This window comes from Actibacterium sp. EMB200-NS6 (genome assembly GCF_001305615.1).
Taxonomy (GTDB): domain Bacteria; phylum Pseudomonadota; class Alphaproteobacteria; order Rhodobacterales; family Rhodobacteraceae; genus Actibacterium_A; species Actibacterium_A naphthalenivorans.
In genome coordinates this window covers 3,443,807-3,460,543 of sequence record NZ_CP010869.1, presented here as the reverse complement: position 1 = coordinate 3,460,543, position 16,737 = coordinate 3,443,807, and the positions used below count along the sequence as shown (strand labels likewise).

Here is a 16,737-nt window from a genome sequence, read left to right as displayed (position 1 = left end):
CGATTTGGAATCTATCTAGAATACGGAAGCTAGTTCCGCCAGACAGGAAAGGAAGACCTCCATGGCACTTCGCATCAATGATACGGCCCCGAATTTTTCCGCCGACACCACCGAAGGCATGATCGATTTTCACGAGTGGATCGGCGACAGCTATGCAATCCTGTTTTCCCACCCCAAAGACTTCACCCCGGTCTGCACCACCGAATTCGGCGCGGCCGCCCAATTGGCCGACGAGTTTGCCAAGCGCAACACCAAGGTGATCGGCATTTCCGTGGACAGTGTGGAAGAGCACAAGAAGTGGAAGGCCGATGTCGAAAGCTTTTCCGGCGCCAAGATGGGCTTTCCGATCATCGCCGATGACGAGCTGAAGATCGCCAAGCTCTATGACATGCTGCCGGCCGAGGCCTATCTGCCCGATGGCCGCACCCCCGCTGATACTGCGACGGTGCGCACCACCTTCATCATCAACCCGCAAAAGAAGATCGAGCTGATGCTGATCTATCCGATGTCGGTCGGCCGCAACTTCGACGAGATCCTGCGCGCGCTGGATGCGATCCAGATCGCCAAGGACACGCCGATTGCCACGCCGGCCAACTGGCGCCCGGGCGACGATGTGATCGTGGCGCTGTCGCTGACCACCGATCAGGCGAAAGAGAAGTTCGGCGAGGTGAAGGAAGTCTTCTCCTATCTGCGCACGGTCAAAGCGCCCGAGTAACCACCCGGCATCGTCGGAATGAAAAAGGCCCCGGTGTTTCCACCGGGGCCTTTCCTTGTTCATGCAGGGCTGGCTCAGCCTTCTGCTTTTTCTTCCGCCATCTCTTCGCCGGTGCTCTGGTCGATCATCTTCATCGACAGGCGCACCTTGCCGCGATCGTCAAAGCCCAGAAGCTTGACGTAAACCTCCTGGCCTTCCTTCAGAACGTCCGAGGGGTGGTTCAGGCGGCGGTTTTCGATCTGGCTGACATGCACAAGGCCGTCACGCTTGCCGAAGAAGTTCACGAAGGCGCCGAAATCGACGATCTTCACGACCTTGCCCTTGTAGATCTTGCCCTCTTCCGGCTCGGCCACGATCGAATAGATCATGTCATAGGCCTTCTGGATGGCGTCGGCATTGGCCGAGGCGATCTTGATCACGCCGTCGTCGTTGATATCGACCTTGGCGCCCGACACTTCCACGATCTCGCGGATGACCTTGCCGCCCGAGCCGATCACTTCACGGATCTTGTCGGTGGGCACGGTCATGGTTTCGATCCGCGGCGCATGGGCCGAGAATTCGCCGGCTTCGGTCAGCGCCTTGGCCATTTCACCCAGAATGTGCAGGCGGCCTGCCTTGGCCTGGGCCAGGGCTTTTTCCATGATCTCGGGCGTGATGCCCGCGACCTTGATGTCCATCTGCAGCGAGGTGATGCCGTTTTCAGTACCGGCCACCTTGAAGTCCATGTCGCCGAGGTGATCCTCGTCGCCCAGGATGTCTGTCAGGATGGCATAGCGGCCGTCATCTTCCAGGATCAGGCCCATGGCCACACCGGCAACCGGCGCCTTCAGCGGAACGCCCGCATCCATCATCGACAGCGAACCGCCGCAGACAGACGCCATCGAGCTGGAGCCGTTGGATTCGGTGATCTCCGACACGATGCGGATCGTGTAGGGGAAATCGGTCGCGGCGGGCAGAACGGCCTGAAGGGCGCGCCATGCCAGTTTGCCATGGCCGATTTCGCGGCGGCCGGGCGAGCCCACGCGGCCAACTTCGCCCACCGAGTAGGGGGGGAAGTTGTAGTGCAGCAGGAAGTTGGATTTGAAGTTGCCGTGCAGCGCGTCGATGAACTGTTCATCGTCGCCCGTGCCCAGCGTGGTCACGACCAAACCTTGCGTTTCGCCGCGGGTGAACAGGGCAGAGCCATGGGTGCGCGGCAGCAGGCCGGTTTCGCAGACGATCGGGCGCACGGTATCCAGCGCGCGGCCGTCGATCCGCTTGCCGTTGGTCACCACATCGCCCCGCAGAACCGAGCTCTCCAGCTTCTTGAAGGCGGACCCGAGGTTCGGATCTTCAAGCTGCTCCTCGGTCAGGGCGGCCTTGACCGTCTCGCGCGCGGCGGCAACGGTGGCGGTCCGCTCCTGCTTGTCGGTGATCGCGAAGGCGGCGTGCATTGCGGCCTCGCCGGCGGCTTTCACCGCGTCATACAGCGCCGAGTAATCCGGCGACTGGAAATCGAACGGCTCTTTCGCCGAGGCTTCGGCCAGGCTGATGATCAGGTCGATCACCGGCTGGATCTGCTGATGCGCGAAGTTTACGGCGCCCAGCATTTCGGCCTCGGAAAGCTCATAGGCTTCCGATTCCACCATCATCACCGCGTCTTTGGTGCCGGCAACAACCAGATCGAGCCGCTGCTCGGGGTTGTTCCGCAGATCCTGCATATCGTCGACGTCGGGGTTCAGGATGTATTCCCCATCCACGAAACCAACGCGGCAACCGGCGATCGGGCCCATGAAGGGCGCGCCGGAAATGGTCAGCGCGGCCGAGGCGGCGATCATCGCAACGATATCGGGGTCATTGACCAGATCGTGGCTCAGCACGGTGCACATCACCAGCACTTCGTTCTTGAAGCCGGGCACGAACAGCGGGCGGATCGGACGGTCGATCAGGCGCGCGGTCAGCGTTTCCTTTTCGGTCGGGCGCGCCTCGCGCTTGAAGAAACCGCCCGGGATTTTACCGGCGGCATAGTATTTTTCCTGATAGTGAACCGTCAGCGGGAAGAAATCCTGCCCCGGTTTGGGTTCCTTGGCGAAGGTCACGTTGGCCATGACCGAGGTTTCGCCGAGGGTGGCGATGACAGAGCCATCGGCCTGGCGGGCAACCTTGCCCGTTTCAAGTGTGAGGGTCTCGTCGCCCCACTGCATCGATTTCGTCGTAACGTTAAACATCTCGTTTCCTATGTTGGGGGCGGGACCCTCCCGTTCCCCCGATTGCGTACGGGGCTGATTGCCCCGTGGCCCATCTGTGTTTTGCTGCCCTGCCCCACTGAGCCCGAAGGGGAGGCCCCGAACCATGCCCGGGATAGCAAAGACGCGCCACAAGGGCGCGTCCTTCGAATTTAGCGGCGGATGCCGAGGCGCTTGATGAGGTCGGTATACCGCGCCTCTTCCTTGCCTTTGAGGTAATCCAGAAGTTTCCGGCGCTGCGCGACCATCATCAAGAGGCCACGGCGGGAATGGTTATCCTTCTTGTGGGTCTTGAAGTGTTCGGTCAGCGTGTTGATGCGCGAGGTCAGGATGGCGATCTGCACTTCGGGCGAACCGGTGTCGCCTTCCTTGGTGGCGAATTCCTTGACTAGGCGGTTCTTTTCTTCAGCCGTAATCGACATCGGGGTCTCCTTTTCTGAAAAGGGTTGATGGCGCAAGCCGGGATGTCGTCCAGCAGGGCCCATGGAGAGTGTGCCGCCGGCTTCACCAGCGGATGCGCGCGTATAGGGGATTTCGGCGGGAAAGGGAAGGGGAATGAACGGGCACCCGGCGCCCCGGCGCAGCGTCTTCATTCCCGTCTGCTGGAAAACGCTGCTCTCGATGCTTGTGCGCGGCTACTGCACCGGCTCCATCCGGTTCATCTGAATCTCCTGTGCGATGATCTTGGCCCAGTCGCCGATGATCGGGATGAAGTCGATCTGCGCCAGGAAATAAGCGGCCACCGATACCAGCATCGTGGCGCCGACCACCGTGCCCAGCCCGACCGCAAGGCCGCGCAGGAAATTGTAGCCCATCATGCGAAAGGCATTGTCATGCGCGCGCAGGAAGCGGTGTTTGTTGAGCTTGTCGACCTCTTCGCGCAGGGCAGAGAGTTCTGCGATCAGCCGGTCGGTGTCGGAGGTGTTTTCGGTCACGCGCGCTGCCCTTTGCAGGATCGTCCGCCCCGACACTAACGGCCCCGCCCGCCGCCGCCAAGCCGGGATCAGGCGGCGGCGCGCATCGCTTCGGCCACGGCGCTTTTGGGCACCAGTGTTACCTGCGACAGATCCAGCCCCGCCGCCCCGGCCACCTCTGCCAGCGGCAGCCCGTCAAGCAGCAGCAGCGCGTTGTCCGGCGCCTCATCCGAGGCTTCGACCGTCAGCATGGGCGCGGGGTGGGTCTCGTCGTCATAGACCACGGCGAGCGTGTCTTCGGATGCGTCGTAATCCTCGATCAGCGCGGGGCCGCCATCGTCGATCCAGTCGCCCAGGATGAAATCATCGGCCCCTTCGCCGCCGTTCACGTTATCCCCGGCTCCGGCAAACAGCATGTCGTCGCCTTCGCCGCCATTGAGATAATCGCGAAGGCCGTCATCCTCCCATTCCTCATCGGGGGTGATGCCGAGGATCGTGTCATCGCCGGCATTGCCGTTCAGCACATCCGCGCCGCCGCCGCCAAGAACGATGTCATCGCCTTCGCCGCCCATCAGCCCGTCGTTGCCCTCGCCGCCCGACAGGATGTCGTCGCCCGGCCCGCCGATCATCTGGTCATCGCCGCCGCCGCCGTTCAGAATGTCGTCCCCGGCCTGGCCGAGAAGCATGTCATCGCCTTCGCCGCCCGCGGCCTGGTCATCGCCGAGGCCGCCGGGCAGATCGTCATCGCCGGTGGCGCCGATCAGCGTGTCATCGCCCTCTGCGCCGATCAGCAGGTCGTCGCCCGCGCCGCCGTCCAGCATATCATCCCCGGCCCCGCCATAGACGACATCGTCGCCCATATGCGCCAGGATGGAGTCGCCTTCATCGCCCCCCTCGATCGTGTCGTTTTCATTCGTGCCCTCTGCAAACGGGCCGTCGCCGTTGTTTTCGCCGTCTTCTTCGGCCGGGCCTTCTGTCGGGAAAACCCCCGACACGCCGACCACCAGAAGACCCAGCAAACCTGCCAAGCCAAACATCACCCTTACCCTTCCCGAAACCACCCGCCCGCGATCGCGCGACGGGAACCACCACGTTCAGGTTACACGTCAATCGCCCCGCCACCTGCGGATTTCTGACCGGATGGTTAGCCGGAGGTTAGCGCCAGGCTTCGGGGTGCTGGGTGTAGGCGATGTAGAGCGGGTGCTTGGGATGCCCGGCCTGGGTCAGCCCCAGATGAAACAGCTGCAGGCCCGTGGCACGCAACAGCCGCTCTACCGCCGGGCCACGCTGCAGATGTGCGCCATGCGTGCCCCAGGCGCAGATGATCCGATCGGCCCAGGGGGCGCTTTCGGCGATGGCGATGTCATTCTCGGGCCCCACCGGATCGGCCGCCGTGCGCATCTTTTTGGGGTCGGTATCGCGCCAGGCGAAGATGTTGGTCACCCGGAACCCGCCAAAGCCAAGTGCACGCGCGCGGCGTTCGCAGCGTTCGACGGTGGGGTCGTTCTGCACCTCTGTCGCGGTGGAGGGGTTGAGCATGACGAACAGCGCCTTGTCCCCTTCCGGTGCCCAGATCCGGGTCAGGGTATAGCGGTACCGCTCGCAGTCGGAATAAACGGCGGTCGAGGCGGCATCGCCCTTCAGATGGGTGCGCGTGATCATGCCCCGTGTTGTGAAACGTTTGGCCCGTGGTTTCAAGCGGGCCGCGCCCATGATCCACATCAATGCGGCACGGTGGGGTTTGCCCTACCCCGGTTTCACGGGTCGCACGGCCCCGCCCTTCTGTCGTGCAACAGCAGTTCAAACCATTGGGGGGACGAACGTATGCCAGATAAATCGCAAATCCTGTGGATGTACGAGACCATGGAGAAGGCGCGCTATTACGAAGACACGATGGCCGCCGTCTACATGGAAGGAAAATCACCCAAGTTCGACATCGGCGCCGGTACCATCCCCGGCGAGATGCACCTTGCCGCCGGGCAGGAACCCTGCGCCGCCGGCGTCTGTGTTCACCTGAAAACCGAGGATGCGGTGACGGCAACACACCGGCCGCACCATGTGGCCATCGCCAAGGGCGTGGACCTCAAGAAGATGACGGCCGAGATTTTCGGCAAGGCTGACGGCCTTGCCGGCGGGCGCGGCGGGCATATGCACCTGCTCGATCCGGCGGTGAATTTCTCGTGCAGCGGCATTATCGCCGAAGGCACCAGCCCCGCCGTCGGCGCGGCCCTAGCCGCCAAGCTCAAGGGCACGGATGCGGTGGCGGTTTCCTACCTTGGCGATGGCGCGGCCAACCAGGGCGGGTTCCACGAGGCGCTGAACCTCGCCGCGCTGTGGAACCTTCCGGTGATTTTCGTGATCGAGGATAACGGTTGGGGCATTTCGGTGTCCAAGGCGAAATCCACCGCCGTGCCGGACAACAGCGTGCGGGCGGCGGGCTATGGCATGCCGGGCTTTCACGTGGCCGACAATGACACGCTGAAACTGTTCGAAGTGGCGGGCGAAGCGGTCGCGCGCGCCCGCAGGGGCGAAGGCCCGACGCTGATCGAGGTCGAGACCTACCGCTACTACGGCCACTTCCAGGGCGACCCCGAGATGTACCGCCCGAAGGATGAGGTTGCCGAGCTGAAGGCGAAGGACCCGATCAGGCGTCTGCGCGATGCGGCCATCGCCGACGGCACGATCACCGAGGCCGAGGCCGACGCGGCCCGCACCCGGGCCCATGCCGAAGTGGATGAGGCCTTCGCCTTTGCCCGCGCCTCTGCCTATCCCGCCCCCGAAGACGCGCTGACAGCCGTTTTCGCGTGACATCAGTTCGAGGAGTCAGATCATGACCAGCAATCGTATTCTTCCCATGTCGCGCGCCATTTCCGAAGCCATCGCCCAGGAAATGCGCGCCGATCCGTCCGTTTTCGTGATGGGCGAGGATGTCGGCACCTATGGCGGCATCTTCGGGGCCACAACCGGCCTGCTTGACGAGTTCGGTGAAGCACGCGTGCGCGACACGCCGATTTCGGAAACCGGGTTCATCGGCGCGGGCGTTGGCGCGGCCATGTCCGGCATGCGCCCGATCGTCGAGCTGATGTTCGTCGATTTCTTCGGCGTCTGCATGGATGCCATCTATAACCTGGCGGCCAAGAACACCTATTTCTCTGGCGGCAACTTCAAGGTGCCCATGGTGATCATGACGGCCACCGGCGGCGGGTATTCCGACGCGGGCCAGCATTCGCAAACGCTGCACGGCATGTTCGCCCATCTGCCGGGGCTCAAGGTCGTGGCGCCGTCGAACGCCTATGACGCCAAGGGGCTGATGAAAACCGCGATCCGTGACGACAGCCCGGTGATGTTCATGTTCCACAAGGGGTTGCAGGGCCTTGCCTGGATGGCCTCGCCCGATGCCGCGGCGACGGTCGTGCCGGAAGAGGATTACGCCATCCCCTTTGGTCAGGCCAAGGTGGTGCGCGAAGGCAAGGATGTGACCATCGTGACCCTGTCGATGATGGTGCACAAGGCGCTCGACGCGGCGGATGCGCTGGCGAAAGACGGGATCGAGGCCGAGGTGATCGACCTGCGGACCGTCGTGCCGCTGGATCGCGACACGATCCTGAAATCGGTCGCCAAGACCGGCCGGCTGATCGTGGTGGACGAGGATTACAAGAGCTTCGGGCTGAGCGGCGAGATCATCGCCACCGTGGCCGAGCGTGATCCGGCCTGCCTGAAATCCGCGCCGCGCCGTCTGGCCGTGCCGGATGTGCCGATCCCCTATAGCCGGCCGATGGAACAGTTCGTTCTGCCCAGCGCCGACAAGATTGCCGCCGCCGCGCGCGAAAGCCTTGGCAAGGCCGCGTGACATGGCCGACATTCTGATACCCGCCGGTCTTTGGGATACAGACCTCAACCCCGAGGGCATCGTCGCCAACTGGTTCTTCGGCGAGGGCGCGGCGGTTGCCAAGGGCGATGTGGTGGCCGAGATCATGGTCGAGAAATCGACCTTCGATATCGAGGCCCCGGAGGCCGGAGTTCTGCACCGCGTGATTCCCAAGGACGGCGTGGTGCGCCCCGGTGTGGCGATCGGAACGGTGGATGCCGCCTGACACGGCGGCGCCCGCCACATACGCGCGGCAGCTGAAGCGCTTTGCCTCGGCAGAGGAAGCGCTTCGGCGGCAGGACGGTTTTGACACCAGCCCCTTTACGCCGGATCAGCCTTCGCTGCTGGTCTGGCAGTCGCCCCGCGGGTTGCTCGCGGCGCCGTCCGATTCCCGCCTTGCGGGGTTCGGTGACGCGGCGCGGGCCTGTGCCGCGGCGGGATGGCCTGTCGCGGTTCGTCGCGCGGGCGGGGGGCTGTGCCCGGTATCGCCCGGCACGTTGCAGTTTGCCATAAGCCGCCCGGTCGCGGGGGGGCTGACCATCGAAGCGGCCTATGCCGAGATGGTTGCGCTGATCGAAAGGCTGCTGGGCCGGTTCGGCCTTTCGGCGCAGGTCGGCACCTGCGAGACGGCGTTCTGCCCGGGCCGCTACGACATCGCGGTCGCGGGCCGCAAGATCGCAGGGATGGCGCAGACATGGCGCAGCCGCGCCGGGGTCAGAACCGCGACCACCGGCGCCTCGCTCATTCTGAACGAAGATCCAGAGGTTCTGGCCGATGCCGTCAACCTGTTTTACAGCACCGCGCAAAGCCCCCTGCGTTGTGACGCCGGCGCCATCGGTTCGCTGAGCGGTACCCTGGCGCGCGACGTGCCGGTGGCCGAGGTGCTGGCCGCGCTGGAACCGGGCCCGGCGCCGCGGTAACGCGCGCCGGTCAGGTCGCGGGCGGGCGGTTGAACACGCGGCTCGGGTGCAGCACTCCGGCCCGGTAGATGCCCACGGCCACGGCCTCGCCATTCAACGAGGCCCAGGCTTCGTCGCCATATTCGACATCCGAGGTCAGAACCATGCCGGGGTTGCCGTTGCGCAGCTTCGCCGCCCCTTCGGGGGTGCAGCGCAGTTCGGGCAGATCGGCCAGCCCTTCCTCCAGCGGCAACAAAAGATCATCCAGCGCAGGGGTTTTCGCCAGCTCTTCGATCCGTTCCAGCGTCACCCCGTCTTCGGCGTCGAACGGGCCCGACCACAGGCGCCGCAGATCGCGCACATGGCCATGGCAGCCCAGAACCTGCCCCAGATCGCGGGCGATGGCGCGCACATAGCCGCCCTTGCCGCAGACCATCTCCAGCGTCACGTGATCGGCATCGGGCCGCGCCACCATTTCAAGACTGTCCACATAGAGCGGGCGGGCGGCGATCTCGAATTCCTCGTCGTCGCGGGCCAGTTTATAGGCGCGCTCGCCGTCGATCTTCACGGCCGAGAATTTCGGCGGAACCTGCATGATGTCGCCGGTAAAGCGGGGCAGGGCGGCGCGGATTTCTTCATCGGTGGGGCGGTCGCTGCTTTCGGCGATCACCTCGCCCTCGGCATCATCGGTGTTGGTGGCCTGACCCAGCCGCACGGTAAAGCGATAGGCCTTCAGCGCGTCGGTGATATAGGGCACGGTCTTTGTCGCCTCGCCTAGGGCGATGGCCAGAACACCCGTCGCGTCGGGGTCCAGCGTGCCGGCGTGGCCGGCCTTTTTGGCGCCGAACGCCCAGCGGACCTTGTTCACCACCGCGCTGGAGGTGATCCCGGCAGGCTTGTCGACCACCAGCCATCCTGAAATGTCGCGTCCCTTGCGGCTGCGGCCCATGTTCTGCCTCCCGTGCGAAGTAAGGTGCGCGTGCTACCCAAGCGCGGGGCCCGCGTCAACGGGGCAGTGGCGCGACGGTGCCCACGATCGGCCCCAGCGGGAAACCGCCGTCGTTGCGCCCCAGCTCCGGCGCATAGAGGCGCGAGATATTGCCATCCAGGAACAGCGCCTCGGGTGTGCCCAGCGCATCTCGAAACAGCCGCCCGAATTCATGGAAGGTGACCGGCCGTTCGGAGATGGCGAAATAGGCAGTGCCGTCAGGGGCAATGCCAACCCCGTTGCGGATATAGCGCGATGTGCTGTCGATCAGGAACCGCGGGTGCAGCGCGCCGCCTGTCACCAGCATCGGCCCCGATTGGGTGGCATGGTCGCATTCCGTCTGATCGGCCAGATAGCGGCGGGTCTCGATCACCCGCGCGCGGCCCTGCGTGAGGCACAGCAACCCGTTGGGCAAAAGCCCGAAATTGCCCGGCCCGGCCGAGGCGACGGCGCCGCGCTGCTGCTCGCCATCCTCGATGTAAAGCCCCACCGGCGAGCGGTCGGGGTGATACATGCCCGCGTTCATCGCAAAGGTCAGCGTCTCGCCGCCGGCGTTCAGCATGTTTTCGATGCGCCCGAAATTGCCCAGAACGCGCCCCTCCGGGTCCAGCCGGAACAGGCGCAACTCTTCGCGCGCCGGGTTGACGGCGCATACGGTATAGGGAGTTCCGTCATGGTCCATCGGCGCGCAGGTGGCGTTGGCCAGGGCCGGAAGGAACACAAACGGAAGAGCGGCAAAGAGGCGCCTAAGCCTCTTCATCGTCATCCTCTTGCAGATCGCGGCGCACGCTTTCCTGCGAGAACAGGCGGCGCGTTTCATCCATCCGGTCGAATGTCTCGTCGATGGCAAAGCGGATCTCGGGCGAAAACTTCAGCGTCACCGCCTTGGACACCGCCCGCCGCAATTCGTGCCGGTTGCGGCGCAGCGCGGCAAGCGCATCCTCTGCCCCGTGCCCGCCCAACGGCAGCACATAGGCGGTGGCGATGCGCAGATCGGGCGAGGTGCGCACCTCGCCCACGGTGATCGACATGCGGTTCAGCTCGGGGTCGTGAATGTCACCGCGCGCCAGCACATCGGATAATGTGCGGCGTACCAGTTCGCCCACGCGAAGCTGGCGTTGCGACGGCCCGGGGCCGGTATCGAACCTGTTCTTTGCCATGCAGAGCATCTAGGCGATGCCGGCGCCTCGTGCAAGGCAGGCTTTGCCAACTCCGGGCGGCTGGTCTAAACCGGGCCGAAGTTTGCGAAGGAGAATGCGATGACGGATCGGCCGGGGATTGTGGTGACCGGCGCGTCGGGCCGGATGGGGCGGATGCTGATCCGCACCGTGCTGGAAAGCGACGCGGCGCGGCTGGTCGGCGCGGTGGAGCGCGCGGGCAACGAATGGATCGGGCGCGACGCGGGCGCGCTGGTGGGCGAACCGGAGACGGGGGTTGCCGTCACCGACGATCTGCTGTCGGCAATGGCGCAGGCGCAGGCGGTGATCGACTTTACCACACCCGCCGCGACGGTGGAGGTGGCCATGCTGGCCGCGCAGGCCCGCGCGGTGCATGTGATCGGCACCACCGGGCTGACGGCGGGCGATCTGAAAAAGATCGCCGCCGCCGCCCGCCACGCGATTGTGGTGCGGGCCGGGAACATGAGCCTCGGGGTCAACCTTCTTGTCGAGATCACCAGGAAGGTCGCCGCCGCGCTGGACGAGGATTTCGACATCGAGGTGATCGAGGCGCATCACCGCCACAAGGTCGATGCGCCGTCGGGCACCGCGCTGATGCTGGGCGAGGCCGCCGCCGAGGGGCGCGGCGTGGATCACGCGGCAATGGCCGTGCGCGGGCGCGACGGCATCACCGGTGCGCGCGCGCCGGGCACGATCGGCTATTCCGCAGTCCGGGGCGGCGATATCGTGGGCGAGCATGACGTGCTGTTCGCGGGCGAGGGCGAGCGGGTGATCCTGCGCCACGTGGCCACAGACCGGCGCATCTTCGCGCGTGGGGCGCTGAAGGCCGCGCTCTGGGGTCAGGGCCGGCATCCGGGTGAATACAGCATGGCGGATGTGCTGGGCTTCTGACCCGGCGCCGGGTCAGAAATCTATCGCCAGGCCCTTCTTTTCCCAGTCGCCATAGCGCACCGGTTCGGGGCCGTCGCGGCCGCCAAGCTCTTTGGGCAGCGTCTGTGCGGCGGCGGTCTTGCGGCGTTCCTCGGCCTCGGCCAAAGCGCGGATCGCCTCGGGGGGCAGGTCTTTTTTCGTGTCGTCGGGCATCGCGGCGCCTCCTTGTGGGCTTCCTTGCGTTGATATACCTGCGGGCGGATCGGCGGCAAGCGCAGAGAAGGGCACCGGATGGCGGAAGGTTTCGACAAGGCGCGGGGAACGGCGGTGCTGCTGCTGACCCTGGTGCTGGAAGAGCATCGGCAGATGGCGGAAATTTCGGGCGAGGATGGCCCGCTTGCCGATCTGGAACCGGCCGAACGGGCGCGGGCGCAGCGGCTGGCGCTTTCGGTGCTGCGGCACATGGGGCGGGCCGATGCCCTGCTCAAGCCGCTGCTGCGCAAACCGCCACCGCCTGCGGTGCTGAACGTGCTGCGGCTTGCCACCGTCGAGATGATGGAAGACGGCGCCGCCGCCTATGGCGCGGTGAATGCGGCCGTGGCGAACCTGCGGCGCGGCCAGAAGACGCGGCACATGGCCGGGCTTGCCAATGCGGTGTTGCGCAAGGTGGCCGAGACGGCACCCGAAGACTGGGCTGCGCTGCCGCCGCAGCGCATGCCGGGCTGGCTGCGCGGGCGGCTGGAAAGCAGCTATGGCCGGGCCGTCGTCACGGCGATGGAGGCGGCGCATGCCAGGGGCGCACCGCTGGATCTGACGCCGAGGGATGGCGATGGCGCCGCGCTGGCCGCCACGGTTGGCGGGGCGCTGCTGCCCACGGGCAGTGTCCGGCTGACAGGGCCGGTGCAGGTGTCGGCGCTGCCAGGCTATGGCGAGGGCGCGTGGTGGGTGCAGGATGCCGCCGCCGCGCTTCCGGCAAAGCTGTTGAACGCGCGGCCGGGCGAACGGGTGCTGGATCTTTGCGCCGCGCCGGGCGGCAAGACGATGCAGATGGCCGCCGCCGGGGCCACGGTGACGGCGCTGGATATCTCCGCGCAGCGGCTCGCGCGGCTGGAGGAGAACCTCGCCCGGACGGAACTGGAGGCGAAGATCGTGGTGGCCGACGCGCTGGAATGGCAGCCCGATGCGCCGTTCGATGCGGTGCTGCTCGATGCGCCCTGTTCCGCGACCGGCACGATCCGCCGCCACCCCGACCTGCCGTTCACGCGCACCGGCAAGGACATCAAGCCGCTGTTCGCGCTTCAGGCGCAGATGATCGACCGGGCGGTCGCACTGCTGAAACCGGGCGGGCGGCTGGTGTTCTGCACCTGCTCGCTGCTGCCCGAAGAGGGCGAGGATCAGCTTGCCGCGGCGCTTGGGCGCCATCCGGGGCTGCGGGTGGAAAAGCCCGCCGCGCCCTGGATCGAAGCCGGCTGGCGCGAGGCGCGGGGCGGGCTGCGCCTGCGCCCCGATATGTGGTCCGATCGCGGCGGGCTGGATGGCTTTTACATGGCGGCTTTGCACAAGGCGGCCTGATCCGGCGCGGCCGTGGGCGGTTTTTCGGGCCCATGCCGGCCGCGAAGGCTTTTCGTCGGTGACAGGTCGGCGTCCGAAATGTATTGTTCCGCCAAGAGCAGGTTCAGCCGCCCGACAGAGCAGTACCCGACACGATGGCAGGCGTTTCGCACCCCGAAAGCTGGCAAGCCCGGCATTGCCGTTGGATGAACGGCATTCACGCGCGGATCGCCACGATGGCGAAGCCGGCGGCGGCCTTTACCTCGCAGCCGGAGCCGCGCACGATCGGGTCTTTCGCCAAGGGGCGGCAGCTGATCGGCGGCAACTTCCTGTTCGCCGGCTATCTGGTGGAGGCGCCGGGCCGCTCGATCTGGGATCTGCCGATGCCCTCGCCCGCGTTCGAGGAAGAGCTGCACGGTTTCGCATGGCTCGATGATCTGGCCGCGGTCGGTGATGGCCCCGCCCGGATCCGCGCGCAGGGCTGGACGGCGGACTGGATCGCAAGGCACGGGCGCGGGCGCGGCGCCGGCTGGTCGCCCGATCTGACGGGGCGGCGGCTGATCCGCTGGATCAACCACGCGCTGTTCCTGCTGAACGGGCAGAAAAAGGTCGGGTCCGACGCTTATTTCCGCTCGCTCGCGCAGCAGACCATATTCCTGAGCCGGCGCTGGAAGACCGCCGCGCCCGGCCTGCCGCGCTTTGAGGCGCTGACGGGGCTGATCTATGCCGGGCTGGCGCTGGAAGGGATGGAGCGGCACGTTGCCCCCGCCGCAAAGGCATTGGCGCGCGAATGCCGGGAACAGATCGACGCCGAAGGCGGCATTCCCACCCGCAACCCCGAAGAGCTGCTGGAGGTGTTCACATTGCTGACATGGGCCGCCTCGGCCCTGTCGGGCGCGGGCATGATGACGCCGAAGGACCAGTTCGAAGCGATCGAGCGCATCGCGCCCACGCTGCGCGCGCTGCGCCATGCCGATGGCGGGCTGGCGCGGTTTCACGGCGGTGGGCGCGGTGCCGAGGGGCGGCTGGATCAGGCGCTTGCCGCGGCCGGGGTGCGGGCCGTGGCCGCCGCCGGCCGGGCGATGGGCTATGCGCGGCTGTCGGCGGGGCGCACCAGCGTGATCGTCGACGCCGGCCCGCCGCCGGCCGAATCCGCATCGGTGAACGCCCATGCCTCGACCCTGGCGATGGAGCTGACCTCGGGGCGCAGGCCGCTGGTGGTCAGTTGCGGGTCGGGCGCGTCTTTCGGAGCCGAATGGCGGCGCGCGGGGCGGGCGACGCAATCCCATTCCACGCTGGCGATCGAAGGATGCTCCTCGGCCCGGCTGAAGGCCAGGGCGGGGCTGGGCCGGCGCATGACCGAGGTTCTGGTGGATGGCCCGCGCGAGGTCGGGCTGGAACGGCACAGCGGGCCCGACGGGATCAGCCTGGTGGCCTGGCATGACGGCTATGTCCGCAGCCACGGCCTGACCCATGCGCGTCGGCTGGAACTGTCGGCCGACGGCCGGCAGCTTGGCGGCGAAGATACGCTGGGGGTGTTTTCGGACGCGCATCGCAAGACGTTCGACAAGGCGATGGACCGGGCAAAGCTGCAGGGGATCGCCTATGCGCTGCGGTTTCATCTGCACCCGGATGTGGATGCGGCGATCGACATGGGCGGGGCGGCGGTATCGCTCGCGCTCAAAAGCGGCGAGATCTGGGTGTTTCGCCACGATGGGCACGCGGAATTGCGGGTGGAGCCGAGCGTCTATCTTGAAAAAGGCCGGCTGAAGCCGCGCGCGACCCGCCAGATCCTTCTTTCTTCGCGTGTGCTGGACACGGCGACGCAGATCAACTGGACGCTCGCCAAGGCGCAGGATACACCGCAGGGCGTGCGGGACCTGGTTCAGGATGACGATGGCCCGCTGTCTGAGTGAACTGACCAAGGAACCCTTTGCAGATGACCGACCTCGTGCCCATTCGCCGCGCGCTGATTTCCGTTTCCGACAAGACAGGGCTGCTTGATTTCGCGCGCGCGCTTGATGCCCGCGGGGTGAAGCTGTTGTCTACAGGCGGAACGGCGAAGGCGCTGCGCGAGGCGGGGCTGAGCGTGCGTGACGTGGCCGATGTGACCGGCTTTCCCGAAATGATGGACGGGCGGGTCAAGACGCTGCACCCGGCGGTGCATGGCGGGTTGCTGGCCCTGCGCGATGATCAGGAGCATCTGGCCGCGATGGAGGCGCACGGCATCGCGCCGATCGACCTGCTGGTGGTCAACCTTTATCCGTTCGAGGAAACCGTGGCCAAGGGCGCGGCCTATGACGACTGCATCGAGAATATCGATATCGGCGGCCCGGCGATGATCCGCGCGGCGGCCAAGAACCACGCCTTTGTCAACGTGGTGGTGGATGTGGCGGACTATCACGCGCTGCTGGCCGAGCTGGACGCGAATGACGACCGCACCACGCTTGCCTTCCGCCAGCGTCTGGCGCAGGCGGCCTATGCGCGCACGGCGGCCTATGACGCGGCCGTTTCCACCTGGATGGCGGCCGCGATCGGCGAGACGACCCCGCGCCGCCGGGCCTTTGCCGGGACGCTGGCCCAGAGCCTGCGCTATGGCGAGAACCCGCATCAGAAGGCCGCGTTCTATACCGACGGGTCAGCCCGGCCCGGTGTCGCCACCGCGAAGCAGTGGCAGGGCAAGGAACTGTCTTACAACAACATCAACGACACCGACGCTGCGTTCGAGCTGGTGGCGGAATTCGGGGCGGGCTCCGGCCCCGCCTGTGCGATCATCAAACATGCCAACCCCTGCGGTGTGGCGCGCGGCGCGACGCTGGCCGAGGCCTATGGCCGCGCTTTCGATTGTGACCGTACCTCGGCCTTCGGCGGGATCATCGCGCTGAACCAGCCGCTGGACGGCGCGACGGCGGCGGAGATTTCCAACATCTTCACCGAGGTCGTCATCGCCCCCGGCGCCGACGAGGCCGCGCGCGAGATCTTTGCCAAGAAGAAGAACCTGCGCCTGCTGACCACCGATGGCCTGCCCGATCCGTCCGTGGCGTCGCTGGCGTTCAGGCAGGTGTCGGGCGGCTTTCTGGTGCAGGACAAGGACAATGGCGCGATCGGCGCCGCCGATCTGAAGGTGGTGACCAAACGCGCGCCCACCGAGCAGGAGATCGCGGATCTGCTGTTTGCCTGGACCGTGGCCAAGCATGTGAAATCCAACGCCATCGTCTATGTGAAGGATGGCGCCACCGTCGGCGTCGGCGCCGGGCAGATGAGCCGGGTCGACAGTACCCGCATCGCCGCCCGCAAGGCCCAGGACATGGCCGAGGCGCTGGGCCTGGCCGCGCCGCTGACCCAGGGCTCGGTCGTGGCGTCGGATGCGTTCTTCCCCTTCTCCGACGGTTTGCTGACGGCGGCCGAGGCGGGCGCCACGGCGGTTGTCCAGCCCGGCGGATCGGTGCGGGATGAAGAGGTGATCGCGGCGGCGGACGAGGCCGGGCTGGCCATGGTCTTTACCGGCATGCGCCATTTCCGGCACTGA

General features: G+C 66.2%; 18 protein-coding genes. 9 read left to right on the top strand and 9 right to left on the bottom strand.

Annotated features, from left to right (window positions below):
- Positions 1-61: 61 nt before the first annotated feature.
- Positions 62-715: a peroxiredoxin gene (locus TQ29_RS16820; protein ID WP_054540111.1), complete on the top strand. Its 654-nt coding sequence runs from the start codon at positions 62-64 to the stop codon at positions 713-715.
- Positions 716-789: 74 nt separating this feature from the next.
- Here TQ29_RS16820 and pnp read toward each other — a convergent pair whose 3' ends face one another.
- The 5 genes from pnp to TQ29_RS16795 all read right to left on the bottom strand — a co-directional run bounded on the left by pnp (position 790) and on the right by TQ29_RS16795 (position 5,516).
- Complete coding sequence (gene pnp / locus TQ29_RS16815) at positions 790-2,922, bottom strand: polyribonucleotide nucleotidyltransferase (RefSeq protein WP_054540110.1); 2,133 nt, start codon at positions 2,920-2,922, stop codon at positions 790-792.
- Positions 2,923-3,092: 170 nt separating this feature from the next.
- Positions 3,093-3,362: a 30S ribosomal protein S15 gene (rpsO, locus tag TQ29_RS16810; RefSeq protein WP_037209983.1), complete on the bottom strand. Its 270-nt coding sequence runs from the start codon at positions 3,360-3,362 to the stop codon at positions 3,093-3,095.
- A 213-nt stretch (positions 3,363-3,575) separates the two neighbouring features.
- Positions 3,576-3,875: a DUF5665 domain-containing protein gene (locus tag TQ29_RS16805; protein WP_037209984.1), complete on the bottom strand. Its 300-nt coding sequence runs from the start codon at positions 3,873-3,875 to the stop codon at positions 3,576-3,578.
- Positions 3,876-3,943: 68 nt separating this feature from the next.
- Positions 3,944-4,891 carry a calcium-binding protein gene (locus TQ29_RS16800; protein ID WP_054540109.1) on the bottom strand — a complete coding sequence of 316 codons (948 nt, stop codon included), beginning with the start codon at positions 4,889-4,891 and terminating at the stop codon, positions 3,944-3,946.
- A 118-nt stretch (positions 4,892-5,009) separates the two neighbouring features.
- Entirely contained in the window at positions 5,010-5,516 is a 507-nt protein-coding gene (locus TQ29_RS16795; protein ID WP_054540494.1) for a DUF1643 domain-containing protein, read from the bottom strand.
- 162 nt (positions 5,517-5,678) lie between these two features.
- On the opposite strand from TQ29_RS16795, the gene TQ29_RS16790 reads away from it, so the two are divergent.
- Genes TQ29_RS16790 through TQ29_RS16775 form a run of 4 tightly spaced genes read left to right on the top strand, consistent with a single transcriptional unit; the run spans position 5,679 to position 8,642 of the window.
- Entirely contained in the window at positions 5,679-6,662 is a 984-nt protein-coding gene (locus TQ29_RS16790) for a thiamine pyrophosphate-dependent dehydrogenase E1 component subunit alpha (RefSeq protein WP_037209987.1), read from the top strand.
- Between the two features lie 22 nt (positions 6,663-6,684).
- On the top strand, positions 6,685-7,704 hold the full coding sequence (locus tag TQ29_RS16785; RefSeq protein ID WP_037209988.1) for an alpha-ketoacid dehydrogenase subunit beta: 1,020 nt from the start codon (positions 6,685-6,687) through the stop codon (positions 7,702-7,704).
- Position 7,705: 1 nt separating this feature from the next.
- Entirely contained in the window at positions 7,706-7,948 is a 243-nt protein-coding gene (locus tag TQ29_RS16780; RefSeq protein ID WP_054540108.1) for a lipoyl domain-containing protein, read from the top strand.
- Positions 7,938-8,642 carry a hypothetical protein gene (locus TQ29_RS16775; RefSeq protein WP_054540107.1) on the top strand — a complete coding sequence of 235 codons (705 nt, stop codon included), beginning with the start codon at positions 7,938-7,940 and terminating at the stop codon, positions 8,640-8,642. The genes TQ29_RS16780 and TQ29_RS16775 overlap by 11 nt, the downstream gene beginning before the upstream one ends.
- 10 nt (positions 8,643-8,652) lie before the next feature.
- Here TQ29_RS16775 and truB read toward each other — a convergent pair whose 3' ends face one another.
- The 3 genes from truB to rbfA are packed head-to-tail and all read right to left on the bottom strand — an operon-like array spanning position 8,653 to position 10,769.
- On the bottom strand, positions 8,653-9,570 hold the full coding sequence (gene truB / locus TQ29_RS16770; RefSeq protein WP_054540106.1) for a tRNA pseudouridine(55) synthase TruB: 918 nt from the start codon (positions 9,568-9,570) through the stop codon (positions 8,653-8,655).
- Positions 9,571-9,625: 55 nt separating this feature from the next.
- Positions 9,626-10,369 (bottom strand): phosphodiester glycosidase family protein, encoded by a 744-nt coding sequence (locus tag TQ29_RS16765; protein ID WP_054540105.1) that lies wholly within the window; start codon positions 10,367-10,369, stop codon positions 9,626-9,628.
- Positions 10,356-10,769: a 30S ribosome-binding factor RbfA gene (rbfA, locus tag TQ29_RS16760; protein ID WP_037210008.1), complete on the bottom strand. Its 414-nt coding sequence runs from the start codon at positions 10,767-10,769 to the stop codon at positions 10,356-10,358. The genes TQ29_RS16765 and rbfA overlap by 14 nt, the downstream gene beginning before the upstream one ends.
- Positions 10,770-10,868: 99 nt before the next feature.
- On the opposite strand from rbfA, the gene dapB reads away from it, so the two are divergent.
- Positions 10,869-11,678: a 4-hydroxy-tetrahydrodipicolinate reductase gene (dapB, locus tag TQ29_RS16755; RefSeq protein ID WP_054540104.1), complete on the top strand. Its 810-nt coding sequence runs from the start codon at positions 10,869-10,871 to the stop codon at positions 11,676-11,678.
- Between the two features lie 12 nt (positions 11,679-11,690).
- On the opposite strand, the gene TQ29_RS16750 is transcribed toward dapB, so the two are convergent.
- Positions 11,691-11,870 carry a DUF1674 domain-containing protein gene (locus TQ29_RS16750; RefSeq protein ID WP_037209998.1) on the bottom strand — a complete coding sequence of 60 codons (180 nt, stop codon included), beginning with the start codon at positions 11,868-11,870 and terminating at the stop codon, positions 11,691-11,693.
- 78 nt (positions 11,871-11,948) lie between these two features.
- On the opposite strand from TQ29_RS16750, the gene TQ29_RS16745 reads away from it, so the two are divergent.
- From TQ29_RS16745 to purH, 3 genes are all read left to right on the top strand, one after another.
- Complete coding sequence (locus TQ29_RS16745; RefSeq protein ID WP_054540103.1) at positions 11,949-13,229, top strand: RsmB/NOP family class I SAM-dependent RNA methyltransferase; 1,281 nt, start codon at positions 11,949-11,951, stop codon at positions 13,227-13,229.
- A 134-nt stretch (positions 13,230-13,363) separates the two neighbouring features.
- Positions 13,364-15,124: a heparinase II/III family protein gene (locus TQ29_RS16740; protein ID WP_054540102.1), complete on the top strand. Its 1,761-nt coding sequence runs from the start codon at positions 13,364-13,366 to the stop codon at positions 15,122-15,124.
- 23 nt (positions 15,125-15,147) lie between these two features.
- Positions 15,148-16,737 (top strand): bifunctional phosphoribosylaminoimidazolecarboxamide formyltransferase/IMP cyclohydrolase, encoded by a 1,590-nt coding sequence (gene purH, locus TQ29_RS16735; RefSeq protein ID WP_054540101.1) that lies wholly within the window; start codon positions 15,148-15,150, stop codon positions 16,735-16,737.